The 19947-nt window shown below is 66.5% G+C and carries 21 protein-coding genes and 1 pseudogene; 3 read left to right on the top strand and 19 right to left on the bottom strand.

Annotation, left to right across the window (positions count from 1 at the left end; all coding sequences use genetic code 11):
• Nucleotides 1-2: 2 nt before the first annotated feature.
• The 4 genes from BKE09_RS22450 to BKE09_RS22465 form a co-directional block, all read right to left on the bottom strand.
• Nucleotides 3-1169, bottom strand: a complete 1167-nt coding sequence (locus BKE09_RS22450) for a M23 family metallopeptidase (protein WP_075678241.1) — start codon at nt 1167-1169, stop codon at nt 3-5.
• 80 nt (nt 1170-1249) lie between these two features.
• On the bottom strand, nt 1250-2959 hold the full coding sequence (locus BKE09_RS22455; protein WP_083663138.1) for a diguanylate cyclase: 1710 nt from the start codon (nt 2957-2959) through the stop codon (nt 1250-1252).
• 115 nt (nt 2960-3074) lie between these two features.
• Nucleotides 3075-3701, bottom strand: a complete 627-nt coding sequence (locus BKE09_RS22460) for a DNA-3-methyladenine glycosylase (RefSeq protein ID WP_075678245.1) — start codon at nt 3699-3701, stop codon at nt 3075-3077.
• A 219-nt stretch (nt 3702-3920) separates the two neighbouring features.
• Nucleotides 3921-4562: a TetR/AcrR family transcriptional regulator gene (locus tag BKE09_RS22465; protein ID WP_075678247.1), complete on the bottom strand. Its 642-nt coding sequence runs from the start codon at nt 4560-4562 to the stop codon at nt 3921-3923.
• A gap of 123 nt (nt 4563-4685) precedes the next feature.
• Here BKE09_RS22465 and BKE09_RS22470 point away from each other — a divergent pair, with 123 nt between their 5' ends.
• Both BKE09_RS22470 and BKE09_RS22475 read left to right on the top strand, forming a co-directional pair.
• Nucleotides 4686-6974, top strand: a complete 2289-nt coding sequence (locus tag BKE09_RS22470; RefSeq protein ID WP_075678249.1) for a TonB-dependent receptor — start codon at nt 4686-4688, stop codon at nt 6972-6974.
• Nucleotides 6975-6991: 17 nt separating this feature from the next.
• Nucleotides 6992-7888 (top strand): tyrosine-protein phosphatase, encoded by an 897-nt coding sequence (locus BKE09_RS22475; protein ID WP_075678251.1) that lies wholly within the window; start codon nt 6992-6994, stop codon nt 7886-7888.
• A 54-nt stretch (nt 7889-7942) separates the two neighbouring features.
• Here BKE09_RS22475 and BKE09_RS22480 read toward each other — a convergent pair whose 3' ends face one another.
• From BKE09_RS22480 to BKE09_RS23870, 6 genes and pseudogenes are all read right to left on the bottom strand, one after another.
• Complete coding sequence (locus BKE09_RS22480) at nt 7943-9607, bottom strand: tyrosinase family protein (protein WP_075678253.1); 1665 nt, start codon at nt 9605-9607, stop codon at nt 7943-7945.
• A 276-nt stretch (nt 9608-9883) separates the two neighbouring features.
• The gene (locus BKE09_RS22485; RefSeq protein WP_014037272.1) at nt 9884-10141 is read right to left on the bottom strand and encodes a hypothetical protein; all 258 of its coding nucleotides are present in this window, start codon (nt 10139-10141) and stop codon (nt 9884-9886) included.
• Nucleotides 10138-11490, bottom strand: coding sequence for a hypothetical protein (locus BKE09_RS22490; RefSeq protein ID WP_075678254.1), 1353 nt, complete (start codon nt 11488-11490; stop codon nt 10138-10140). The genes BKE09_RS22485 and BKE09_RS22490 overlap by 4 nt, the downstream gene beginning before the upstream one ends.
• A 20-nt stretch (nt 11491-11510) precedes the next feature.
• Nucleotides 11511-12650 carry an SPFH domain-containing protein gene (locus tag BKE09_RS22495; protein WP_014037270.1) on the bottom strand — a complete coding sequence of 380 codons (1140 nt, stop codon included), beginning with the start codon at nt 12648-12650 and terminating at the stop codon, nt 11511-11513.
• 101 nt (nt 12651-12751) lie between these two features.
• Nucleotides 12752-13132, bottom strand: a complete 381-nt coding sequence (locus BKE09_RS23865) for an NAD-binding protein (protein WP_276204773.1) — start codon at nt 13130-13132, stop codon at nt 12752-12754.
• A gap of 36 nt (nt 13133-13168) precedes the next feature.
• Nucleotides 13169-13639, bottom strand: a pseudogene (locus tag BKE09_RS23870) (NAD(P)-binding domain-containing protein); the annotation flags it as partial.
• A gap of 413 nt (nt 13640-14052) precedes the next feature.
• Here BKE09_RS23870 and BKE09_RS22505 point away from each other — a divergent pair.
• Nucleotides 14053-15549 (top strand): helix-turn-helix domain-containing protein, encoded by a 1497-nt coding sequence (locus BKE09_RS22505; protein ID WP_075678256.1) that lies wholly within the window; start codon nt 14053-14055, stop codon nt 15547-15549.
• Between the two features lie 60 nt (nt 15550-15609).
• On the opposite strand, the gene BKE09_RS22510 is transcribed toward BKE09_RS22505, so the two are convergent.
• From BKE09_RS22510 to BKE09_RS22550, 9 genes are all read right to left on the bottom strand, one after another.
• A complete protein-coding gene (locus BKE09_RS22510; protein WP_075678257.1) occupies nt 15610-15846 on the bottom strand; it encodes a hypothetical protein in 237 nt (78 codons plus the stop codon).
• A gap of 206 nt (nt 15847-16052) precedes the next feature.
• Nucleotides 16053-17132, bottom strand: a complete 1080-nt coding sequence (locus BKE09_RS22515; RefSeq protein WP_075678258.1) for a hypothetical protein — start codon at nt 17130-17132, stop codon at nt 16053-16055.
• 20 nt (nt 17133-17152) lie between these two features.
• Entirely contained in the window at nt 17153-17500 is a 348-nt protein-coding gene (locus BKE09_RS22520) for a hypothetical protein (protein WP_014037265.1), read from the bottom strand.
• 47 nt (nt 17501-17547) lie between these two features.
• Nucleotides 17548-18132, bottom strand: a complete 585-nt coding sequence (locus BKE09_RS22525) for a RebB family R body protein (protein ID WP_014037264.1) — start codon at nt 18130-18132, stop codon at nt 17548-17550.
• The gene (locus BKE09_RS22530; RefSeq protein ID WP_014037263.1) at nt 18129-18365 is read right to left on the bottom strand and encodes a RebB family R body protein; all 237 of its coding nucleotides are present in this window, start codon (nt 18363-18365) and stop codon (nt 18129-18131) included. Before BKE09_RS22530 ends, BKE09_RS22525 begins: the two co-directional genes overlap by 4 nt.
• A gap of 70 nt (nt 18366-18435) precedes the next feature.
• Nucleotides 18436-18708, bottom strand: a complete 273-nt coding sequence (locus BKE09_RS22535; RefSeq protein WP_005416651.1) for a RebB family R body protein — start codon at nt 18706-18708, stop codon at nt 18436-18438.
• 60 nt (nt 18709-18768) lie between these two features.
• On the bottom strand, nt 18769-19035 hold the full coding sequence (locus BKE09_RS22540; RefSeq protein WP_006446865.1) for a RebB family R body protein: 267 nt from the start codon (nt 19033-19035) through the stop codon (nt 18769-18771).
• A gap of 26 nt (nt 19036-19061) precedes the next feature.
• Nucleotides 19062-19331 (bottom strand): RebB family R body protein, encoded by a 270-nt coding sequence (locus BKE09_RS22545; protein ID WP_005416649.1) that lies wholly within the window; start codon nt 19329-19331, stop codon nt 19062-19064.
• A gap of 43 nt (nt 19332-19374) precedes the next feature.
• Complete coding sequence (locus BKE09_RS22550) at nt 19375-19665, bottom strand: RebB family R body protein (RefSeq protein WP_049445059.1); 291 nt, start codon at nt 19663-19665, stop codon at nt 19375-19377.
• Nucleotides 19666-19947 lie beyond the last annotated feature (282 nt).

Consider the following 19947-nt stretch of genomic DNA (forward strand, 5'->3'; position numbering starts at 1 on the left):
TGTCAGCGAGGCGGGAAGGCAATGACGATGTCGTTCAGCGGCAATTGGTTGCCGCGCGGTACGGCCACGCCGGGTTTCCAGGCATCCCCTTGGCCGAACAGCTGCGCCTCGCTTTCAGGACCGAAATCGTCGAAGGCCTGGAAGACGTACGGAATGCCCTCGGACCCTTCGAACGTAGCCTTGTTGGAAAGCTGGAAGTGCAGGTGGGGGGCTGCGGAATTGCCCGACTGGCCGAGTTGGGCCAATGCCTGTCCGCGCTGGACCCGTTGCCCGGGCTTTACCTTGATGCTGCCGGTGCGCAGATGGGCGTAGCTGGCAAAGACGCCCGGCGAGATTTCCAGGACAACGTAGTTGCCGAACAGGCCATCCGCCGTCAGTGAGGAGGGTTCAGGCTGCGCGGTCAACGGCGGGTGCTCGGGCTGCCCATCACGGACCGCACGCACGATGCCGTCTGCCACCGCCAGCACGGGCGCCGCGTAACCCACCCAGTCCGAATGGCGGGTGTGCTGCAGATCGCGGGTCGTTGGACGCACGGCGCGTCCTCGTTCGTCGACGCCGACCAGATCGAGCGCGAAGCGCTGCGGAATGGTCAGGTCACCATTCACCGCCACCAGGCTGCCCCAGTGGTGCGACTGCGCCGCGCCAGGCCCTTCGTGGGCGAGCCATCGACCGCCTTGCAGGGGCGGAGCGAGCGCCATCACCGGCGCCGCGTTGACCGCAACCCGGGCGCCATCCAGTTCCACGCTGCCGTGGCGCTCGGTGCCCAGCAGCATGCGGTGGCGAAGGACGTGCGGCATGCTACCGGTGGCTGGCAAGGACAGCCACACGAACACCACCATGCGCTTTCCGGCTGCAATGGAGATGGCGCCATCCCCTGAAGGCGACGGCCGTACCCAGTCGCGCAGGGCAGGGGCATCCAGGCTCAGCAACGGGGTTTCGGCATCGTCGCCGAACACCTGCAGCGATTGCGGCTGCAGCGCCCCGGTGTCGCCGTAGTAGTTGGTGATGTGCAGCTCGTAGGCCAGATGGCGTAGGCCGTCGCTGCCAACGAAGGGAGTCGGCGCGAAGGGCACCCGTGCTTCGACCGGCGCAGGCGCTGGCGCTGGCGCTGACAGCGTGAGGGAAGGAAGCAGCAACAGCAGCAGAGCCAGGCAGACGCTGCGGGTCATTGCGTGTTCCCCCAAAGGCCGACGGTGGCCGCTGCCGAGCATAGCGCTACGCCCGGGGCGCCGGTATACCGGCGGGCGTATCAGCGCTCCGGACGGGGATGCTGGCGCACGCGTGCGCGCTCGCGGTACAGGCGGCTGTCAGCACGCTGCAGGGTATCGGCCACCGATTCGCCCGGGGTGTGGTGGGTCGAACCGAGCGAGAAGGGTGTGGGTGACTGCCCCGCCTGCTGCACATACCACTGCTCCAGTGCGGCCAACCGTCCCGGTTCCGGCGCAGTCAGCACCACCATGAATTCGTCGCCGCCCATGCGCACCACATTCTCCGCCGCACCCAGCGGGGCACGCAGGAAGGCGGCAAACTCGACCAGCACCGTGTCACCCCGCGCATGGCCCTGGGTGTCGTTGATCTGCTTGAAATGATCCAGATCGAACATCAGGCAGGCCCAGGGCTGGTCGATCAGTTCGTCCAGGCGTGGCAGGAAGCGGCGGTTGTAGCTCTGGGTGAGCGGGTCCTTGAAGGACATCTCGCGCAGTTGCTGTTCCTGCATCCGCAGCGCCGTCACGTCCTGCGCATGGCCCAGCACGTATGGGGGATTGGCCTCGCTGTCGAGCACGTTGTGATAGGCCCAGAAATGGCGGGTGCCATCGGCAGCAATCAGCTCGATGACGCCGGCATCGGTGTGGTTGACTGCGATGCGTCCCAGATACGCCTTGAAGGCGGCCCGCTTCTCCGGCGGCATCAGGTCGCACAGGCTGCGCCCGATCATGTAGCTCTCATCGAAGCCCAGCGACTGCACGGCCGCCGGGTTCACCGAGGTCAGCACGCCATCCAGCGTATGCGTGCAGATCAGGCCAAGGCTGTAGTGGAACAGCCGCCGGTAGCGGGTTTCGCTGGCCTCCAGGGCATCCAGCGCGGCACGTTCCTCGGTGATGTCCTGGATGGCGCCGACCAGTCGCGGTCGGCCATCGACCTGCTGCCGCCCTCCAACCACACGGGTCCAGATGGCCCGATCGTCGGCGGTGGTCATCGGCAACTGCACCTCCCACGACGTGCCTTCATCGATGCAGCGCTGCACCGCCGTGCGGATGATGTTGCGGCTGTCCTCGCGATAGAACGAGAGCGCGGTGTCGAGCGTCGGTTCGAAATTGCTGCGCACGCCGTGGATCTGCTTGGTCTCGCGGGTCCAGCGCACTTCGTTGCTGGCCAGGTCCATTTCCCAGCCGCCCACCCGCGCCGCACGGTTGGTGCGTTCCAGGAAGTCCTCGCTGCGCTTCAGCTCACGATGCAGGGCCTTGGCCTGGCCGACCTGCGCCATCAGCGTGCTGCGCTGCTCCAGTACCTGGGTGGTGACCCGCGCCAGATGCACCATCAGTTCGCGCTGCGAGGGAGACAGCACGCCCGGCATCGGATCAAGGAGGCACAGCGTTCCTATGCGCGCGCCGTGCGCCGAGCCCAGCGAGATGCCGGCGTAGTGACGGATGCGAGGGCCACCGGTGACCAGCGGATTGGTGGCGAATCGCGGGTCCTGGCGCGCGTCCGGGATCTCGAACAGCGCGTCCTGCTGGATGGCATGCGTGCAGAACGAAATCTCGCGTGCGGTCTCGCTGACGCCTTCCAGCCCGATGTTGGCCTTGAACCACTGCCGCTCGTCGGCTACCACCGAGATCAGCCCCATGGTCATGCCGGTGGCGGCGCGGGCGGCGGCGACGATCGCATCAAAAACGGGCTCTGGCGGGGTGTCGAGCAGATGCAGGCGGTCGAGTTCAAGCAGTCGTTCGGCTTCGTCCATGGCGCTTTTCAGGGCAGGGTGGCGAGGGCGGCTTCGGCGGCTGTCGGGCACTACGCTAGTGTGTACCGCGTTATGTATCGCCACGACGGGGTGATGCCGACGTGACGCATCCCGGTCAGGGTTTGCGGGGCCCGCGCGAGGGACGCACCGAAACGTGACGGTGGTCGCGAACATGCCAGCGCCAGGGAAAGTCCACCGCACGGGTGATGCCGATACGGGGCCCGACCACCGGATCCTTGGGGGGAGGCAGGCCATCGCTGGCAATGACGATGCCGTGGCTGCCGGTCACCAGGTCTGCGCCATCGAAGCTGCGGTCCAGCCCGAAGGCCTGCGAGAGCTTGCCGGGGCCGCTGGCCAGATCATGGTCACGTCGGGCTGCCGGGCGCAGTTCGCGCATTCGTTCCAGCCCCGCCAACGGCTCGGCGGCGCGCAGCAGGACGGCCACGCCTTCACCGATGAGGCCGCAGACCACGTTGCTGCCCCAGTGCATGCCGTAGGTGAAGTAGACATACAGATGGCCGGCCTCACCGAACATGCTGGCGGTGCGTGGTGTCTGCCCGCGATAGGAGTGCGCGGCCGGATCGATGCTGCCGGCATAGGCCTCGACCTCGACGATGCGGGCCGCGCGACCATCGTTGCGTACCAGCAGCTTGTTGAGCAGCTCCGGCGCAACGTCGGTAGAAGGGCGCTGGTAGAAGCGACGCGGAAGAATTTTCCAGTGATCGGGCAACCCATCCAGCACGGCTGAGGCTCACGTAGCAGAAGGAGCCTGCAGTGTGGCGGCCTCGCGGTGAAGCTGCCGGCACTACCGTTCGATCGGCCGGCAGGCGACGCAACGCAGGCATTACGGGGCCGCCCGCCAGCAGCCGCAATGGTGGGGCCCATGGGCTGGGTAGTGCCGGCCGCTGGCCGGCAACCCGGTGGCAGGCGGGTCATTGCAGATGCCGGCCAGCGGCCGGCACTACCCCATCACACGGCCAATCGCATCGGCCAGCAACGCGCGTACCCGTTCCGGCGGCAGGTCCGGGTCGCGCACAGCACGCATGGCCAGGCCTTCCACCAGCAGCCGCAGCAGCAGGGTGCGCCCGGCAATCTGCTCTTCGTCCACGATCCGGCCCTGATCGACATCACGCTGGCGCAGCCAGGCATGGATCGCGGCACTGGTCTGCTTGTCATGGGTGCGCAGCACCCCGGCCAGCACCGGGTCGCGATGCGCTTCGGCGTTGATTTCCGCATACAGCGCCACGCTGGCAATGGCATTGCCATGGATCGGCAGCACCTCGCCGCGTGCCCACTGCTGGTAGCACGCGAGCAGGCCATCGACCAGGTCCGACGCCGGCGGCATCGCGCTGATCGATACCTGGTCGTGGCGCAGCTGGCGCTCGATCAGGGCCAGGATCAGGGCGCGCTTGTTGGCGAAATAGCGGTACATCAGCCCCTGGCTGATCTCGGCCTCGGCGGCGATATCGCCGATGGAACCGGCATGGAAACCGCGGGTGATGAAGCACTTCTGGGCGGCGTCGAGGATGCGCCGGCGCTGTGCCTCGGCATGGGCTGCAGCAGGATCTTCGATGGTCGGGGCTACGGCGGATTTCGGCGTCATTGCGTGCGGTCAGGGCGTCCAGAGGCGGGATAGTACGTCACAAAAGGTGTGAATGAACGGTCATTCATTTGTAATTCCCGCCTCCCAGACTGCGCCGGCCTTCTCCTTCCGCGAATGAGTCCGATGCGCCACGCCCTGCTGCACCGCCCGCTGCTCACCCTCGCCATTGCCGCCGCGCTGCCGGCGCTGGCCCATGCCGAAGACAGTTCCAACGCCGACGCTGCCACATCCGCCGATGCCGCGCGCAGCGTGGTCGCCCTCGACCAGGTGATGGTGACTGCGCAGAAACGCGCCACCAACCTGCAGGAGACCCCGATCTCGGTATCGGTGGTCGATGCCGAAGCGCTGAAGGACCGCAGCGCGATTTCGCTGGGCAGCCTGTCCGATGGCTCCATCCCATCGCTGCGGGTCACGCCATTCGCTACCCGCAGCTCGGCGCTGAACATCGGCATTCGCGGCATCGGCGCCTCAGGTGATGCCAACCAGCCGGCCCGCGATGCCGGCGTCGGCATCTACGTCGATGGGGTGTTCATGGGCCGCGCACAGGGCCTGGGCAACATGCTCTACGACGTGGAGCGCATCGAAGTGTTGAAGGGCCCGCAGGGCACGCTGTTCGGCCGCAATACAGAAGGCGGCGCTGTGAGCATCGTGACCAAGGCGCCCACCGGTGAATTCGGCGGCAGCGTCAGCGCCGGCGTGTCCAACTTCAGCGGCTACAACAGTGCGCTGCACCTGGACCTGCCCAAGGTGGGCGATGTCAGCTTCAAGATCGATGCCGTGCAGGCCAAGCGCGGTGGCACCACCGACAACCCGATGCGCGGCGAGCGGGACTTCAACAGCTACGACAAGCGCGGCGCTCGCCTGAGTGCGCTGTGGCAGCCGAGCGATGATTTCTCGCTGTTGTACGCGTTCGACCGCTCCTACGACGCCACTACGCCGTACCACACCCAGGTGCTGGTGCCGGGCGCCTATCTCAGCCCGCTGCAGAAGGCGGGTGCCAGCCTGGACCGCCTTGACAGCGCCATCCTCGGTGGACCGCAGGAAGACAACATCGGCCGCACCAGCGGCCATCTGTTGAACCTGTCGTGGGTGTTGAATGACAACCTTGAACTGAAATCGATCAGTTCCTACCGCGAACTCACCCAGGGCCAGTTCGACATGGGCCTGGTCGATGCGATTTCCGCCTATGGTGGCGCAGGGACGCCGTTCGGTCGTTACAGCCTGGCGCAGGTTTATCAGCACCAGTACAGCCAGGAGTTCCAGCTGATCGGCAACACCTCGCAGGTGCAGTTCCTCGGCGGTGCGTTCTACTACCACGAAACCGCCGGTGACAATGCGCAGACCCCGAACATGCTGGTGTGGGGGCCGGGCGGCAACAGCTATACGGTGAACCCGGCGACCAATCCGCTGGATCTTTCCCGCGTGCGTATCGACCGCGCCAGCAAGGCATGGACCGACAGCCTGGGTGTGTTCGGCCAGGCCACGTGGACGCCGGAAGCACTGCAGCGCTTGCACCTGACTGCCGGCGGCCGCTACACGCGCGATGACAAGAAGGGCAGCCTGTACATCGTCAACGGCGCGGCGACGAATCTCGCCTTCAAGGACCGCTGGAGCCGCTTCGACCCGATGGTCAATATCGCCTACGACCTTGGCGAGCACGCGATGGTCTATGCCAGGTACAGCACCGGCTTCAAGGCCGGCGGTGCCAATTCGCGCTCGACCAACTACACCGCGTTCGGTCCGGAAGAAGTGACGGCCTATGAACTGGGCTTCAAATCGCAGTTCTGGGACAACCGCGCCCGCCTGAACCTGGCCGTGTTCGATTCGACCATCGCGCACAAGCAGATGGATTTCTCGCTGCCGTTCGACCCGAACAGCGGCGAAACCCGCACCACCATGGTCACGACCAACGCATTGAGCGATGGCAAGTCGCGTGGCGCGGAGCTGGAGTTCAATGTGATGCCGATCGACAACCTCACCCTCGGCCTCAACTACGCCTACTCGAAGATCGATGCGCAGACCGCGACGGACCCGTTCGGCGCAGGGGTGCAGGTGACCGTGCAGCCGCTGCTGGCACCGAAGAACGCGGGCAGCCTGTCGCTGGACTATCTGGTGCCATTCGCCAATTTCTCGGCGCTGAAATTCCATGTGGACGGCAACTGGTCCGATGGCTACTACACCAGCGAGTACGACCAGATGCTGACCGACAGCTCGTTCGTGGTGAATGCACGGGTGGCGCTGGTGGATGTGCCGGTCAACAGCACCGGCACCACCATGTCGTTCTCGCTGTGGGCGCGCAACCTGCTGGATGAGCAGCACCTGTTCTACAAGCTCAACAGCCCGGCGCTGGGCCAGACCGGCATCTTCAATGACCCGCGTACCTTCGGCCTGGATGTGGCCGTCAACTTCTGATTCGAACGGAGAACCCCATGAAGCACCGCTCTACCGAACTTGCCCTGGCCCTGATGCTCAGCCTGCCGCTGGCCGTGACCGCCGTTGCGGCCGATGCACCGCAGGCCACCGCCGCAAAGCCGACGGCCGCTGCCAACGTGAAGCCGGTGGCTGCCGATGCGCAGCGGGTGATCCCGCTGCAGGGGGCCTGGAACGTGCGTACCTTCGCCGGCCTGCAGGGCCGCCACGGTCCGATTCCGGCCGATGCGTTCGTGCGCACCGCCGACCTCGGTCGCCTCACCGATGCCGACCGTGATGCCCTGGCCGCTGCAGGCGTGAAGCTGGACATCGACCTGCGCACCGCCGATGAGGAAGCGCAGTCGCCGGACCTGCTGGCCAGGGATGATCGCTTCGCCTACCAGCGCATCTCGCTGATGGGCACCGAGAAGATGGACCTGCAGAAGATGATGAGCAGCTTCCCCGATTCGCTGGGCGAAGCCTACGTGCAGTGGCTGGGCCACAGCCAGCCGCAGTTCAAGCAGGTGTTCCAGCGCATCGCCGCGCAGCAGGATGGCGCCGTGCTGTTCCATTGCACGGCCGGCAAGGACCGCACCGGCATCATCGCCGGCCTGCTGCTGGACCTGGCGGGCGTGCCGAAGGCCGAGATCGTGCACAACTACGCGATCTCCGCGCACTACCTGGAAGGGCAGCCGAAGGACAGTGCGATGAACGCGCAGATCATGGCGCTGATCAAGCAGAATCCCGAGATCGCCCGCAAGATGGCCGGCATGTCCGGTACCGCACCGGACAACATGGAACAGTTCCTGGCGGCACTGCACAGCCAGTACGGTGGTGCCGAGGGTTACCTGAAATCGATCGGCGTCAGCGAACAGGAGATCCAGCAGCTGAAGGTGCGGCTGGGGCAGGCAGGCTGAGGACTGCCAGGCCGAAGGCAGGTGCCGGACAGCGCCGGCACCTGCCGTGCATCATCACGGCTGCAGCGGCGCAACCAGGATGGACGCGTCCAGCACCGGGAACGTCTGCGGCGCCTGGCCGGACGACGCAACCAGGCGGATCTCCAGCGTGGTCGTGCCGCCGTCGGCAGCGTTGAGTGCCTGCAGCGCTCCCAGCTTCTGCGGCAATGGCACCGCGAACGTGGTGGGATGGCTGTGGTCCATGCCCGGCATGCTGGGCCCGAAGAACGACACGGTACCGGCGTAGTACGGGCTGTCGGCGGTCACCGCCGAAGTGCCGGCCGGTGCGTTGACCAGCACGTCGAACTCGCGGGTATTGTTCAAGCCGCGTGGACGCTCGAGCGTCACTTCAGCAATCAACTGCCGTGGGGCCGACGTGGCCAGGTGCGCGCGCACCGCTTCATTGGGCACGGTCACGCGCACAGCACCATCGGCGCGCGTACCGTGCACCAGCCGCACCGCGCCGGCAGCTGCTGGCAGCGTGGCCGCCTCCAGCAGGTCGTTGCGGCGCGCGTAGACGTAGTCGTAGTCGAAAGCCGTGGTGGAGAAGAATGCGCTGGCCGGACGCTCGCCAACGGGCTTGCCCTGTGCATCGACGAAGAAGCGGAACGGTTCGTTCATGAACTGGCGCCGCTGGTCGACATTGACGGGCATGATCGGCTTGCCGCGGGATTGCTGCAGCTGGTTCCAGACGTCCCACAGGCGGTCCATGTTGGCGTGGTGCAGGTAGAAGATCGGATCGAGTGGTGACAGGAAATTGGTCATGTTGCCGTAGGGGCCGGGATCGACCGCGCCGACGCCACCGATGCAGTTGTGCACCTTGTTGTGCGGGAAGCCTTCGAGCACCGAGAATTTCGTGGCGCCGTCCGGTTGCACCACGTGCGAGGCGGTGCGCGAGCTGGTGAAGCTGCGACTCACATCGTCGTTGTAGAACTCGACCGGCGACAGCCCTGCGTGAATGGTATCGGGAGACACGGCCGAAGCGGTCTTTGCATCGAAGCCGGGATTCTCGCGCCACAGATAGCGGGCACCGCAGGTGATCGCATACGCCGCATTGCCCGAGATGCCGGTTTTCTCCGGGACGCTGTAGCCGGTCACATCGTTCCAGACATCGTCCGCAGTGAGGTAGCCGCGGAACTTGAGCTGGCCGCGTTGGCCTGCATCCAGCGTGTCCCAGTAGCGCTGCAGCGCCGGGCGCATGAACCGGGTGAAGACTGCCAGGTTGCGCGTATACGGCGCATAGGCGCTGTCAGTGGGCGTCAATACGCCGTCGAACATCGCCGGGGGAATCCGTGGCAGCTCGGTCCAGTCCCAGTAGGGCATGGCGAACTGCGGATCACCACTGAGCGTGCGGATGGTCTGTTCGAAGTAGCCGACATAGCCACGGTGCCAGACATAGAACCACCAGTTGCCATGCGGGCAGTCCATCAGGTGCACGAAGGCGTTGCGGAACCAGTTGCGTGGATCGTCTGCCGGCAATGCCAGCATGGCCTTGATGCCGCGTGCATAGCTGGCCAGCATGCGCTGGCCTTCGGGGCTGGTGACGTTGTAGCGGTGGTAGCGTGCCTGTGCGGCCTTGCCGGCCGGCTCAGCACCGCTGGCCCAGGCCCCGGGTGCGACCAGAGACGCCAATGAAGCGCTGGCGGTGGTGGCAAGAAAATCACGACGTGTGTAGCGCATAGCCTTCCCCCTGGTGATTGGTTGAACCGCTTCGGGTTACAAATCACTGGCAGGGCCGGCGGCAGCGTGGCGGCCGGCCCGACGGGGACATCCAGCCCCGCCGCTTCCACCGGCAGGTGCAACGATGACCGGGGTGGAAGCGGCGGTAGTATAGGCATGGCAAGCAGGGCTGATCTGCGAAGCAGACCACAGTCGCAGGCGCGTACACATGTGCCCGGCTGAAGCTGTTCACCGTCGTCGTTGCGGCGTCGCCGATCAGCCAGGCATGGCCTGGCGTTACGGGTCGGGCTTCACCCTGACCACCCGTTTCCGGTACTCGTACACATTGTCACCGCGGATGCGCTTTTCCTCGGTACCGGTGACTCTTCCTACCTGCTGATCCGAGCCGGTGACCGGCTTGGCCTCGATCTCGGTCTCGTGCTCGAAGGAGTGCGATTTGTCGGTGTTGCGGTAATAGCGGTACAGCGCCCAGTACAGCGCGGTTGCGCCGGCCGGACCTGCCGCCAACAGCCAGAGGCCACTGTCGTCGCTCATGTCGATGCCACCAGGAAGGCAATTGCGAGGGCTTCAATGACGGTGCCGGTGGCCAGGGCCGCCAGCAGCATCTTCCATTGCTGCACGGGCACGCTGCCCATGGTTTCGCCGGTACGGCCGTTTACCGCGATGTAGTGCAGCATGCCGCCGTTCTTGCCGGGCTGGTGGTACGAATACAACCACACCGGCAGGTACATCGACACCCAGCGGGTGCCATGCACCTCCAGCTGTTCCTGTTCCCAGCGCACGCCACGGTTGTAGCGCTTCACCGAACCTTCCACCTGCGAGCGGGCGATCGACAGCAGCTGGTCTTCCAGCCGCGGCCGCAGCTTCTCCACGTCCAGGTTGCGCTTCTCAGAGGTGAAGCCGGCCAGGTACGAAGCGTTCCACTTCACCGCGTTCTTGGTATCGAACGGCAGGATGGTGTTGATGATGTTGTTGGTGTTGGCGCGGGTATCCAGATTGCCGCGCTCTGCCGAGGATTCCAGCGGCAGGTCATCGACGGTGAAGTCCACCTGGCGTTCGATCTGGTAGACATCGGCGTCGTAGAGCGTGCGCTTGTTCTTCTCGCTGCCCACGGTGTACTGCCGGGTCTGGATCTCGCCCTTGCCAGCCACCGCCGCGCTGACATTGCTGTCGACGATCATGTAGGGCAGGAACACGCCCACCACGTTTTCCGGGGTGAACTGGTCCTTGAACGCCTTCAGCGCGAACATGCGGCGCTTGTCGACGAACTGGCGGATGCGCGCGACCGCATCGTCCTTCTTTATATGGAAGGGCAGCACCGCATCGGGCACCGCGCCGTTGGCGATCTGTTCGTTGACGCCGAACACATGGCGGCACCAGTGGCAGCGCGCCGTCATCGTACTTTCGGTATTGACCGTCACCTCGGCACCGCACCCAGTGCATTTGAACGTCATCAGCGCCGAGGTGTCGGCGTCGATGTCACGTGCGCCGGAGGCGATGACCGTGCCGCGCAGCTGGTCGATGGCCTCGCCCAGCCCGAATTCCTCCTCCACGCGTGCGCCATGCCATTCGTGACGGCAATACAGGCAGACCAGGATGTCGGTACCGGCCTTGGGCCGGATGTCGGTGGCGCCGCACTTCGGGCAGCGGTTGAGGCCGTCCTTCAGCTCGCTGGCCGACGTATCGATGGCCACAGGGTCGGGCGCTTCCACTTCATCGCGGATGGCCTGCGGCAGTTTCGAGGTGTCCAGCGGGAAGCTGCCGGGCAGGGGAGGGACGTCCTGCGGCGAACCGGGCCCATCCAACGACGCCGCCGGCAAGGGCGGCGGCGTCGCGGGCGCGGATCCGGGCAGCGGCGGTGGGCCGTTTCGGGGATCGGACATGTTCGTTGTGCGTCCTGCTGTTACAGGCCCAGTGCCTTGGCTTTCAGGGCGTCATAGTCGCCCTGGGTGATCAGGCCCAGGTCCAGCATTTCCTTGGCCTTCTTCAGCTTGGCGACCGGGTCGTCGGCGGCCGGGGTGACCGGCTGCTGCATGCCACCCACACCGAACATGCCCGAGGCCATGCCGACGCCGACCAGGCCGGCCGCGCCGCCGTTCTCGCCGGCCGACTGGATGCCCTGGGCGACACTGGCCTGCAGGTTGGAATTGCCGCGCGAGCCCGACAGGGCATCGGCGCGCTGCACGGTCTTCAGCAGCTCGCGGGTATTGGCGTCGTACTCGATGGAGACGATGGCGGTCTTGACGATGGCCAGGCCGCGGTCCGACTTCCACTGGTAACCCTGTTCGACGGCGGCCGACAGGCTCTGCGCGAAGCCCAGCGAGTCCTGCTGCAGCTTGGTGATGCGGTTGCCCTTGCCCGGGTCGTTCGTATACAGGCTGAAGGCCGGGGCCAGCGAACCGACCACTTCATTGAACAGCTGGCTGGCGGCGGCGTTGTCCAGATCGGTGAAGTCGAATACCTGGCCAGGACGCAGATAGCTGGCCGGCACGAAGTTCTTCACGAACAGGATCGGGTCGACGATCTTCAGCGTGTACGAACCACGCGTGACCGCACCCACCTGGGTGTTGAGGAAGCCGTCGTCCCAGTAGATTTCCGACTGGGTACCGAAGCGGTTGTCCGGCAGCTCCTTCAGCGACACGAAGTAGGCCGCCTGCTGCGAGCCCGGCTGGCCGCCGAACTTGAAGCGCTCCCAGCTCTGCTTGATGAAGGTGCTGACCAGGCCGTCACCGGCGAAGATCGACTGCGAGTTCAGATCGTCCGAACGCCACTCGTAGCCACCCGGTTCGGCGACGAACGCGGTGATCGCGCCGTCCTGGAACAGCAGCAGGCCATAGCCCTCCGGCACGATGATCTTCGAGCCGTTGGTGATGATGTTGGACGAGCCGCTGGTGTTGGAGCCGCGGCCGGCGTTGGTGCCCTGCGGCACCGCCGCGAACAGGGCCGCCGTCGAGGGCAGGCCTGTCGGCACGGTGTAGAAGTCCTTCCACTGGTCGGCCAGCACACCACCGACCGCACCCTTCACCGCCTGTACCAGACCCATGTCCAACTCCCTGTGATTCGAGGGCAGGCACCATGCCTGCCGAGCTGGACTGAATATAGCAGCGGGCAGGGACCACTGTGGTGCCGGAAGATGAATCCGGATCAGGCCCCGCCGGTGGCCGCCGGGCGGCCCCGGATCGCCTGCAGTACAGCCGCCATGTCCAGCCCGCCCAGCCCCATCTGCTGCGCCCGCGCGAACAGTGCATCACTGGCGTCGATCAGGGGGGCGTGCATGCCCGCCTCCCGCGCGGCACCGGCCACCAGGCCGCTGTTCTTCAGAACATCGGTGATCGAGGCCTGGACCGCGAAGTCCCCGCGGATCATCTTGTCCAGCTTGATCCGCGATACCTCGCTGGCCATCGGTCCGGCGTTGAGCACTTCGGCGAAGCGCGCCAGGGCAATGCCGTGGCGCTCGGCGAAGTGCACGGCCTCGCCCAGTGCGGTGACCAACGTGATCAGGTACAGGTTGACCGCCAGCTTCATGCGCAACGCCGCTGGCACCTGGCCGCACGCAATGCACTGCCGGCCCAGCGGCGCAAGCAGGGGCGAGGCCTCCGCAACGTCGGCATCCTCGCCGGCCAGCATCACCACCAGTTGCGCGGATTCGGCCTGCACCCGCGAGCCGGAGACCGGTGCCTCGACGTAACGTCCACCCGCCGCGCGGATCTGTTCGTCCAGCGCCTGCGAATAGGCCGCCGAGCTGGTGCCCATGTTGATCACCAGGCGGCCGTGAACGCGGGCAGGGAAAGTCGCCGCGTTCCGCCCCAGCACGCTGTCGATGGCCTCGTCGTTGGCCAGCATGAGAACGAGGGTGCGGCATGCAGAGAACACATCCTGCAGTTGCGTGACGGGCTGTACGCCGGCGATGCGTGCCGCTTCGTGGTTGCGACCGGAGCGGGACCAGCCCAGCACGACGTGCCCGGCCCGCGCGAGGTGGCCCGCCATCGGCGTGCCCATCACGCCCAGGCCGATGAATCCCAATGGCATGGCAGGTTCCCGATCATGGCAAGGCGCCCATCATGCCGCAGATCGGCGAAGGGCAGGTTGCGCGCAGCACATGCAGTTCACCACGCCCTGCGCTGCATCGCAGGGAAAGATAATCCCGGATATTCACGTGATTATCATCACGATTTTCATGAAACTCGCTTTCGATAATCCCGGAGGCGAATGCGCGTGTCTGCGCGCGGGGAACCGGGATCCGTCCGACGTCCGCATCGTCGACCTACCGACGGCAACCCCCTGGGGGCATGGGGGCGGACAGTGTGCACGTTCACCTGCGTGTGCTGTGGCTGGCGCGAGGCGCGGCGGGGGCGTCGCAGCATCACGCAGTGAAGCCGCACGGTACCCATTGCGCGATCGCCCGCTGCAACGGCAGCGGGTTGCCATTCGAAAGGGGAGTTTCAATGCACAGGCAAGTCAGTGAGATGTTGCAGCGCGCCTATCGACCCCACCGGTCCTTGCCCGACCTGTTGGGCGCGTTCGTGAAGGAGTTTTCGCAACACCATGCAGTGCGAGGCGGCCGCGTTCATCTGCGCGGTTCCGGTGCAGGCCATCCGGACGGGGCCCCGATGGCGGACGCGGACGATGAAACCGGCGCCAGCCAGCGTCTGCCGATCCGCTATGCCGGTGAAGTGCTGGGCGAGCTGCAGCTGGAAACGCAGGCGGGGCGGCTGGACAGCAGTGCGCTGGCACTGGGTGAAGCATTCGCGCATCGCTGCGCGCACCTGATCAAGCGATACGAAGCACAGGCGTGGGCCGAGCAGGCGCTGAGCCGGCCGTTGCTGCTGGTCGGTACCTGCGATGCGCTGAAGCGGCTGGAGGAATTCATCGAGCGCGCTGCCGCCAGTTCACTGCCTGTGCTGCTGCGCGGCGAGTTCGGTACCGAGAAGATGGAACTGGCCGCCGCACTGCACAGCGGCAGTCCGCTGCGGCGGGGGCCCTTCATCGAGGTGAACTGCGCCCATCCCCAGGAGGAACCCTCGGACTGGTTCCGTCACGCGCGCGGCGGCACCCTGTACTTCCACGAAGTCGACGAGTTGCCGGTGGCGCTGCAGGGGCAGCTCTCGCATTGCATCCGTGGCCTGCAGCCTGCATCGGGCGAAGCGGGTGCGGCACAGGCCATCCGGGTGATCGCGTCCACCAGCGCCGATCTGGAGCAGCGCGTGCGCGACCGGTTGTTCTCGCGGGCGCTGCTGGCTGGCCTCGAGTTCCTGACAGTGGATGTTCCGCCCCTGCGCGAGCGAACCGAGGACATCGGCGCACTGGTTGCGCGCTCGCTGCAGATGCACGGCTTCAATCCGCAGGTAATCAGCGAGGACGTACTGCAGACGCTGCGCAGCCATGATTGGCCGGGCAACCTCCTGGAGATGGAGCGCGTGGTGGTTCGCCTGGCGGTGATGACCGGCGGCCGGAGCATCCGCCGTGAGGATGTGCTGCGGCATGCCCCCGGGTTGATGGCCGTCGATGATTCCGTTGGTACCGAGGCAGGGGCCGAGGCCGGCATGGACACGCCGGCAACACAGGACACCGGGCGCGATGTCGCCACAGCGGCGGCGGCAACGGCACAGGAAGGCCTGCACGATGGCCTGAAACGCGCCCTGGCCTATCTGAGGGACCATGCCGCAGAGCCGCTTACCCTGGGCGACCTCGCTCGCCAGGCGCATGTCAGCCAGTCGCACCTGGGGTTCCTGTTCCGCAGCGAGCTGGGCACGACCTTCAAGCTGCTGCTGCAGCAGCTGCGCATCGAACATGCCAAGCGGCTGTTGCGGGATGGGCAACGCCTGCGCATTACCGATGTCGCACTGCAGGTCGGCTTCGGTGACCTGAGCCACTTTGAAAAGAGCTTCCGGCGCGCGGTGGGGGTCAGCCCGCGCAGCTACCGGCGAACGGCGGACCAGTAAAAAAAATCGCCCCGGTGCAGGCGCGGGCCTGCCCGGGGCGCTGGGATGGCAGACCAGGCGTCAGCGCGCGTTGGCTTCAGCAGCGCGCTGCACGGCCAGTTCGGCGGCTTCGTCCGCGCGGCGCGCCGCCTCGGCGGCCGACTCGACCGCGCGTTGCGAAACCTCCATCGCGGCGCGGATGCCTTCTTCACTGGCGGCCATGGCAGCGTCCGCGAGCGCCTGGGCGATCTCCATCGGGGTTTTGCCCGCCGGATGGGCGGGGGTGGGCGTGCCGGGAAGCGGGGTCGGGAAGGTCATCGTAGGTGCTCCTGCTGGGGATGAGGGGGGAGCACCGTCGCTGCGCTCCCCCAGGATATGGCGCAATGCCGCCTGGGCATCGGCCAGGATCTTCTGCGCCTGTTGCCGCGCTGCCAGGCGTCCGGCGGCCACGGCTTCGCCGGCTGCCGAAGCGAGGGCCTCCGTCGCTGCCTGTACGCCATCGCCACCTGGCGCCGGAGGCGGGTTCACACCGCGTCCGCCTGATAGCCCACCTGCGCTTCATCGCCCAGGTAGCGGCGGGATCGGCGATAGTCCTGCAGGGTGATCACATTGTCCTCCACCTGCACCAGCGCCTGCGCTCGGGAGCCGTCGATCGCGAACTGCACGCTGGCACCATCCTGGCCGAGCTGGCCACGCGAGACCGGGTGTTCGTTGAGGAATTCCTGCGCATCGCGCAGCTGCCAGCGTGCGGCCTCGCGCAACCTGTGGTCATCCAGCAGCAGGTCGGGATCGTTGTCGAAGCAGGCCGCCATCTGCTGGGCGGCCAGCGAGATGCGGGCATAGCCGATCTGCCGGTTCGCTGCCAGGCTCGCGGCGATCGCCTCGCGTACCTGCTCCGGCGATGGCAGCTGTGGCAGCTGCGGCCCGTCCAGGAAGCCGAACAGCATCGGCAGCAGCTGCTGCAACGCGCGGGTGGCACGATTCAACCGGTGCTCGCTGCTTCCGCCACCTGCGCTCACCCGCTGGTAGAAGCGGAAGTAATCGGCGAACTCGATGGGCCGGCGTGCGTGCAGCAGCGCGAAGCGGGCAGCGTCGGCCAGATCGTCGCGCCCTGCGCTGGACATGCCGACCTCACCGGCCAGCTGGTGGAGTGCCACCGATTCACGAAAATCCAGTTGCTGCAGCAGGGGCGCATCGGCCGCACTGATTGAAGCCAGGAAGGGGCGGATGGCACCGAGTTCGCTGTTGGTCAGCAGCCGGTGCCTGGCCAGTACCCCCTGTGCCTCGCTGTGCGACAGGCGAGTGTCTTCGCCCAGCTCAATGTTGTGCAGGGCCTCGAGGTCGCTGGTATTGAGGCTGAGCAGCTTGATCGGGCCGATCTGCACGCCGAGACGCGGCAACCAGGTCATGCGCGAACCATGCAGGCCCTGCTGCACGCCATCGAGCATCGTGCCTTCGTCGGAGAAGGCGTAACGGTGCTCATGGGATTCAATGGCCCACCTCAACCAGTGCTCGCCACCGTCGATGAACTGGAGGGCCCGCTGGCACGATTTACTGAGCAGGTTGGCCTGGGGAAGGGAACGACCGGCAATGAAAACGCTCATGCGTGGCTCTCCTGGCGGCCTCACTGGGCCGGAAAATCCTTGAGGACGGTCGCAGCGGCACTGCCGACCCGGGTGAAGTCGTCGGTGGCCCCCTGCATCATGGTCTGCGCCTGCGTGAGCACCCTCGCATACTTCTCGTCCCCCGTCGCCAGGTACTGGGCCATGGCTACGCCGGCTGCGGTGGTCGCGATGGTTGAGACATTGCGCAGGGCGTCGGCGGCATCCTGCACGGCAATCGCCGCAGACTGGGCCACCGACTGGTAGGCCTTGCCGGCGCCACTGGTCTTCACCACGGTCGCGGACATGGTGGCCGTCTGCACCTGGTTGATCACATCGATGACCTGGGCGTTGACGTTGCTCGGGTCCATACGGGCTCCTTGATGGGCGGGCGGGGCCGCAGGCGGCCTGCGCGGTGTCAGGCCCCGGCGTCAGGGTCGTCTGCCGGGGAAGGGGAGGCGGAGTCTGGCGCGGGATCCTGGGCGGGACCTGCGGCCGGATCCGGACCGGGCGTGGGGTCGGGCGCAGGACCGGGCGCGGGCGCTGCCGCATTGCCTGCGAGCGTTTCGAGTGCATGCAGGCTGCTGGTAGCGGCCGCAGCGTCGGCAGTGGCACCGTGGGTCTGTGCCTGCAGGACGCTGATGGCGGTCTTTCCTTCTGCGGTGGCCGCGGCGATCACTGCCGCAGGCGAAGGCGGCGCCGGCACCGGGCCGGGCAGGGGGATGACCTGCGGCGGTGGCGGCGGAGGTGGTTCCGGCGCGGGCGGCGGTACCGGCCAGGGGGCGTTGATCATCTTCGCGCAGGTGGCGGTCACCGCTGCGTTGCTGACCATGCCCGCACCCTGCTGGCGCGCGACGGCGTTGTGCATGGCCGTGCCCAGCGTCTCCAGCATCACCATGTCCAGCATGCTGAAGGACTGCGCCGGCCCCTGGGCCACCAGCAGGGTCGACGCAGCGCTGACGCTGTCGACGATCTGGCTGTTGACGGTGTTCTCACTGCTCATGACGGAACGGCTCCCTTCTGGATGATCAGGGCCAGGACCTGGGCCAGGCTTGCGCCGGCGGTCACCTGGCCGCGTTGCTGGTTGGCCACCGCGTTCTGCATGGCCAGGCCGAGGCTGTCGGCCATCGCCAGGTACGTGGCGGACATCGCGAACGAGGGGGCGAGGGCGATCGCCAGCCCGGAACCGGTACTGGTTGCAGCCAGCAGGTAGCCGGTGGCGGGCGATGCGGCCATCGATCAGGGGCCCGGCGTGACGCCGCCCTGAGCGGGGGCGCGGTGGTTGGCGTCACGCCGGGCCGACACGTCAGCGCAGGCCCAGGATTTCGCGGGTGGCCACGCCGTTGGAGGCGGTGTCGATCGCATACAGCGTGGACACCCCCTGGGTGGTCGACGCCTGCATGGTCACGTAGGACTGCTGCTGGTTGTTGGTGGCGTTGTGCGCGGCGTTGGACAGCGCCTGGCTGGTGGCCACGAACAGGTTGCCCATTGCGATGGCCGGCGCATCACCAAGCACCTTGGTGTTGACCTGCGAGACCGAATCGGTGATCTGGCTGTTGACGGCGGTGGGAAATGCCATGGTGGAAGCTCCTAGGATGGACAGCACTACAGGAACGGAGATTGCCGGCACTCAATGGATTCAGCCGAGAATCTTCCGGGTGGCGGCGCCGGTGGCGCCGGTATCGACGGCGTAGAGCAGTGCGACGCCCATCGTGGTCGCAGCCTGCGCCGTGACATACATCTGCTGCTGGGCGAGCGTCGCGTTGTGGGCGGCATTGGCCAGCGCCTGTGCGGTGGCCTGGTACAGCGTGCCCATTGCTGTGGCAGGCGCCACGCCCAGCACCTGCAGGTTGGCCTGGCTGACCGAGTCGGTGATCTGGTCGTTGACGGCCGTGGGAAATGCCATGGCTCAGCTCCTTGCCTGCCGGCGCATCACGCGCCGAGGATCTGCTTGGTGGCCACGCCGGTGGTGGCGGTGTCGATCGAGTACAGCGTGGCCACGCCCATGGTGGTGGCCGCCTGCGCGGTCACGTAGGACTGCTGCTGCGCATTGGTGGCGTTGTGGGCGGCGTTGGCCAGCGCCTGCGCAGTGGCCTGGTACAGATTGCCCATGGCCACGGCGGGCGCGTCGCCCAGCACCTTGGTGTTGGCCTGGGTGACTGAATCGGTGATCTGGTCGTTTACAGCGGTCGGGAATGCCATGTCGATCTCCTTGGGGTTGGCGGGTCAGCTACGGAACGACGGATCAGGAACCCAGGCCGCGAACGCGGGTGCTGAGGATTTCCCGGCTTGCCACGGCGGTGGTTGCGGTATCGACCGAGTACAGCGTGGCCACGCCCATGGTGGTGGCCGACTGCGCGGTCACGTAGGACTGCTGCTGCGCGTTGGTGGCGTTGTGGGCGGCGTTGGCCAGCGCCTGTGCGGTGGCCTGGTACAGATTGCCCACCGCCACGGCGGGCGCGTCGCCCAGCACTTTGGTGTTGGCCTGGGTGACCGAATCGGTGATCTGGTCGTTTACCGCGGTTGGAAATGCCATGTCCTGCTCCTGCGAAAGGGTGGAAGTGCGTGGTATCCAGTCTCACGGTGCGTTGCCTGCAGCGGCCTGGGCTTCACCGTGGGGCCAGAGTAGGAAATGGCGTCGCCGCCGGATTGGCGGAATCGACGGAGAATGCGGGCGGATCACCGTGAAGGTGCGGCGTGAATACGGCGGAACTGATGATCAACGCCATCATCGCCAGCGCTGGCGGGTTGCCCGGGAGCACACACAGGGCCTGCACAGCGGGGGGCCGCGATTCGACGACGACGGGTGGCTGCCACG

It is taken from the genome of Stenotrophomonas sp. TD3 (assembly GCF_001939825.1).
Taxonomy (GTDB): Bacteria; Pseudomonadota; Gammaproteobacteria; order Xanthomonadales; family Xanthomonadaceae; genus Stenotrophomonas.

What these genes read in the sequence shown, in the direction of transcription:
- BKE09_RS22450 (WP_075678241.1), bottom strand. Translation starts at nt 1,169, where the DNA reads ATGACCCGCAGCGTCTGCCTGGCTCTGCTGCTGTTGCTGCTTCCTTCC.
- BKE09_RS22455 (WP_083663138.1), bottom strand. Translation starts at nt 2,959, where the DNA reads ATGGACGAAGCCGAACGACTGCTTGAACTCGACCGCCTGCATCTGCTC.
- BKE09_RS22465 (WP_075678247.1), bottom strand. Translation starts at nt 4,562, where the DNA reads ATGACGCCGAAATCCGCCGTAGCCCCGACCATCGAAGATCCTGCTGCA.
- BKE09_RS22470 (WP_075678249.1), top strand. Translation starts at nt 4,686, where the DNA reads ATGCGCCACGCCCTGCTGCACCGCCCGCTGCTCACCCTCGCCATTGCC.
- BKE09_RS22475 (WP_075678251.1), top strand. Translation starts at nt 6,992, where the DNA reads ATGAAGCACCGCTCTACCGAACTTGCCCTGGCCCTGATGCTCAGCCTG.
- BKE09_RS22480 (WP_075678253.1), bottom strand. Translation starts at nt 9,607, where the DNA reads ATGCGCTACACACGTCGTGATTTTCTTGCCACCACCGCCAGCGCTTCA.
- BKE09_RS22485 (WP_014037272.1), bottom strand. Translation starts at nt 10,141, where the DNA reads ATGAGCGACGACAGTGGCCTCTGGCTGTTGGCGGCAGGTCCGGCCGGC.
- BKE09_RS22490 (WP_075678254.1), bottom strand. Translation starts at nt 11,490, where the DNA reads ATGTCCGATCCCCGAAACGGCCCACCGCCGCTGCCCGGATCCGCGCCC.
- BKE09_RS22495 (WP_014037270.1), bottom strand. Translation starts at nt 12,650, where the DNA reads ATGGGTCTGGTACAGGCGGTGAAGGGTGCGGTCGGTGGTGTGCTGGCC.
- BKE09_RS23865 (WP_276204773.1), bottom strand. Translation starts at nt 13,132, where the DNA reads ATGAAGCTGGCGGTCAACCTGTACCTGATCACGTTGGTCACCGCACTG.
- BKE09_RS22505 (WP_075678256.1), top strand. Translation starts at nt 14,053, where the DNA reads ATGCACAGGCAAGTCAGTGAGATGTTGCAGCGCGCCTATCGACCCCAC.
- BKE09_RS22510 (WP_075678257.1), bottom strand. Translation starts at nt 15,846, where the DNA reads ATGACCTTCCCGACCCCGCTTCCCGGCACGCCCACCCCCGCCCATCCG.
- BKE09_RS22515 (WP_075678258.1), bottom strand. Translation starts at nt 17,132, where the DNA reads ATGAGCGTTTTCATTGCCGGTCGTTCCCTTCCCCAGGCCAACCTGCTC.
- BKE09_RS22520 (WP_014037265.1), bottom strand. Translation starts at nt 17,500, where the DNA reads ATGGACCCGAGCAACGTCAACGCCCAGGTCATCGATGTGATCAACCAG.
- BKE09_RS22525 (WP_014037264.1), bottom strand. Translation starts at nt 18,132, where the DNA reads ATGAGCAGTGAGAACACCGTCAACAGCCAGATCGTCGACAGCGTCAGC.
- BKE09_RS22530 (WP_014037263.1), bottom strand. Translation starts at nt 18,365, where the DNA reads ATGGCCGCATCGCCCGCCACCGGCTACCTGCTGGCTGCAACCAGTACC.
- BKE09_RS22535 (WP_005416651.1), bottom strand. Translation starts at nt 18,708, where the DNA reads ATGGCATTTCCCACCGCCGTCAACAGCCAGATCACCGATTCGGTCTCG.
- BKE09_RS22540 (WP_006446865.1), bottom strand. Translation starts at nt 19,035, where the DNA reads ATGGCATTTCCCACGGCCGTCAACGACCAGATCACCGACTCGGTCAGC.
- BKE09_RS22545 (WP_005416649.1), bottom strand. Translation starts at nt 19,331, where the DNA reads ATGGCATTCCCGACCGCTGTAAACGACCAGATCACCGATTCAGTCACC.
- BKE09_RS22550 (WP_049445059.1), bottom strand. Translation starts at nt 19,665, where the DNA reads ATGGCATTTCCAACCGCGGTAAACGACCAGATCACCGATTCGGTCACC.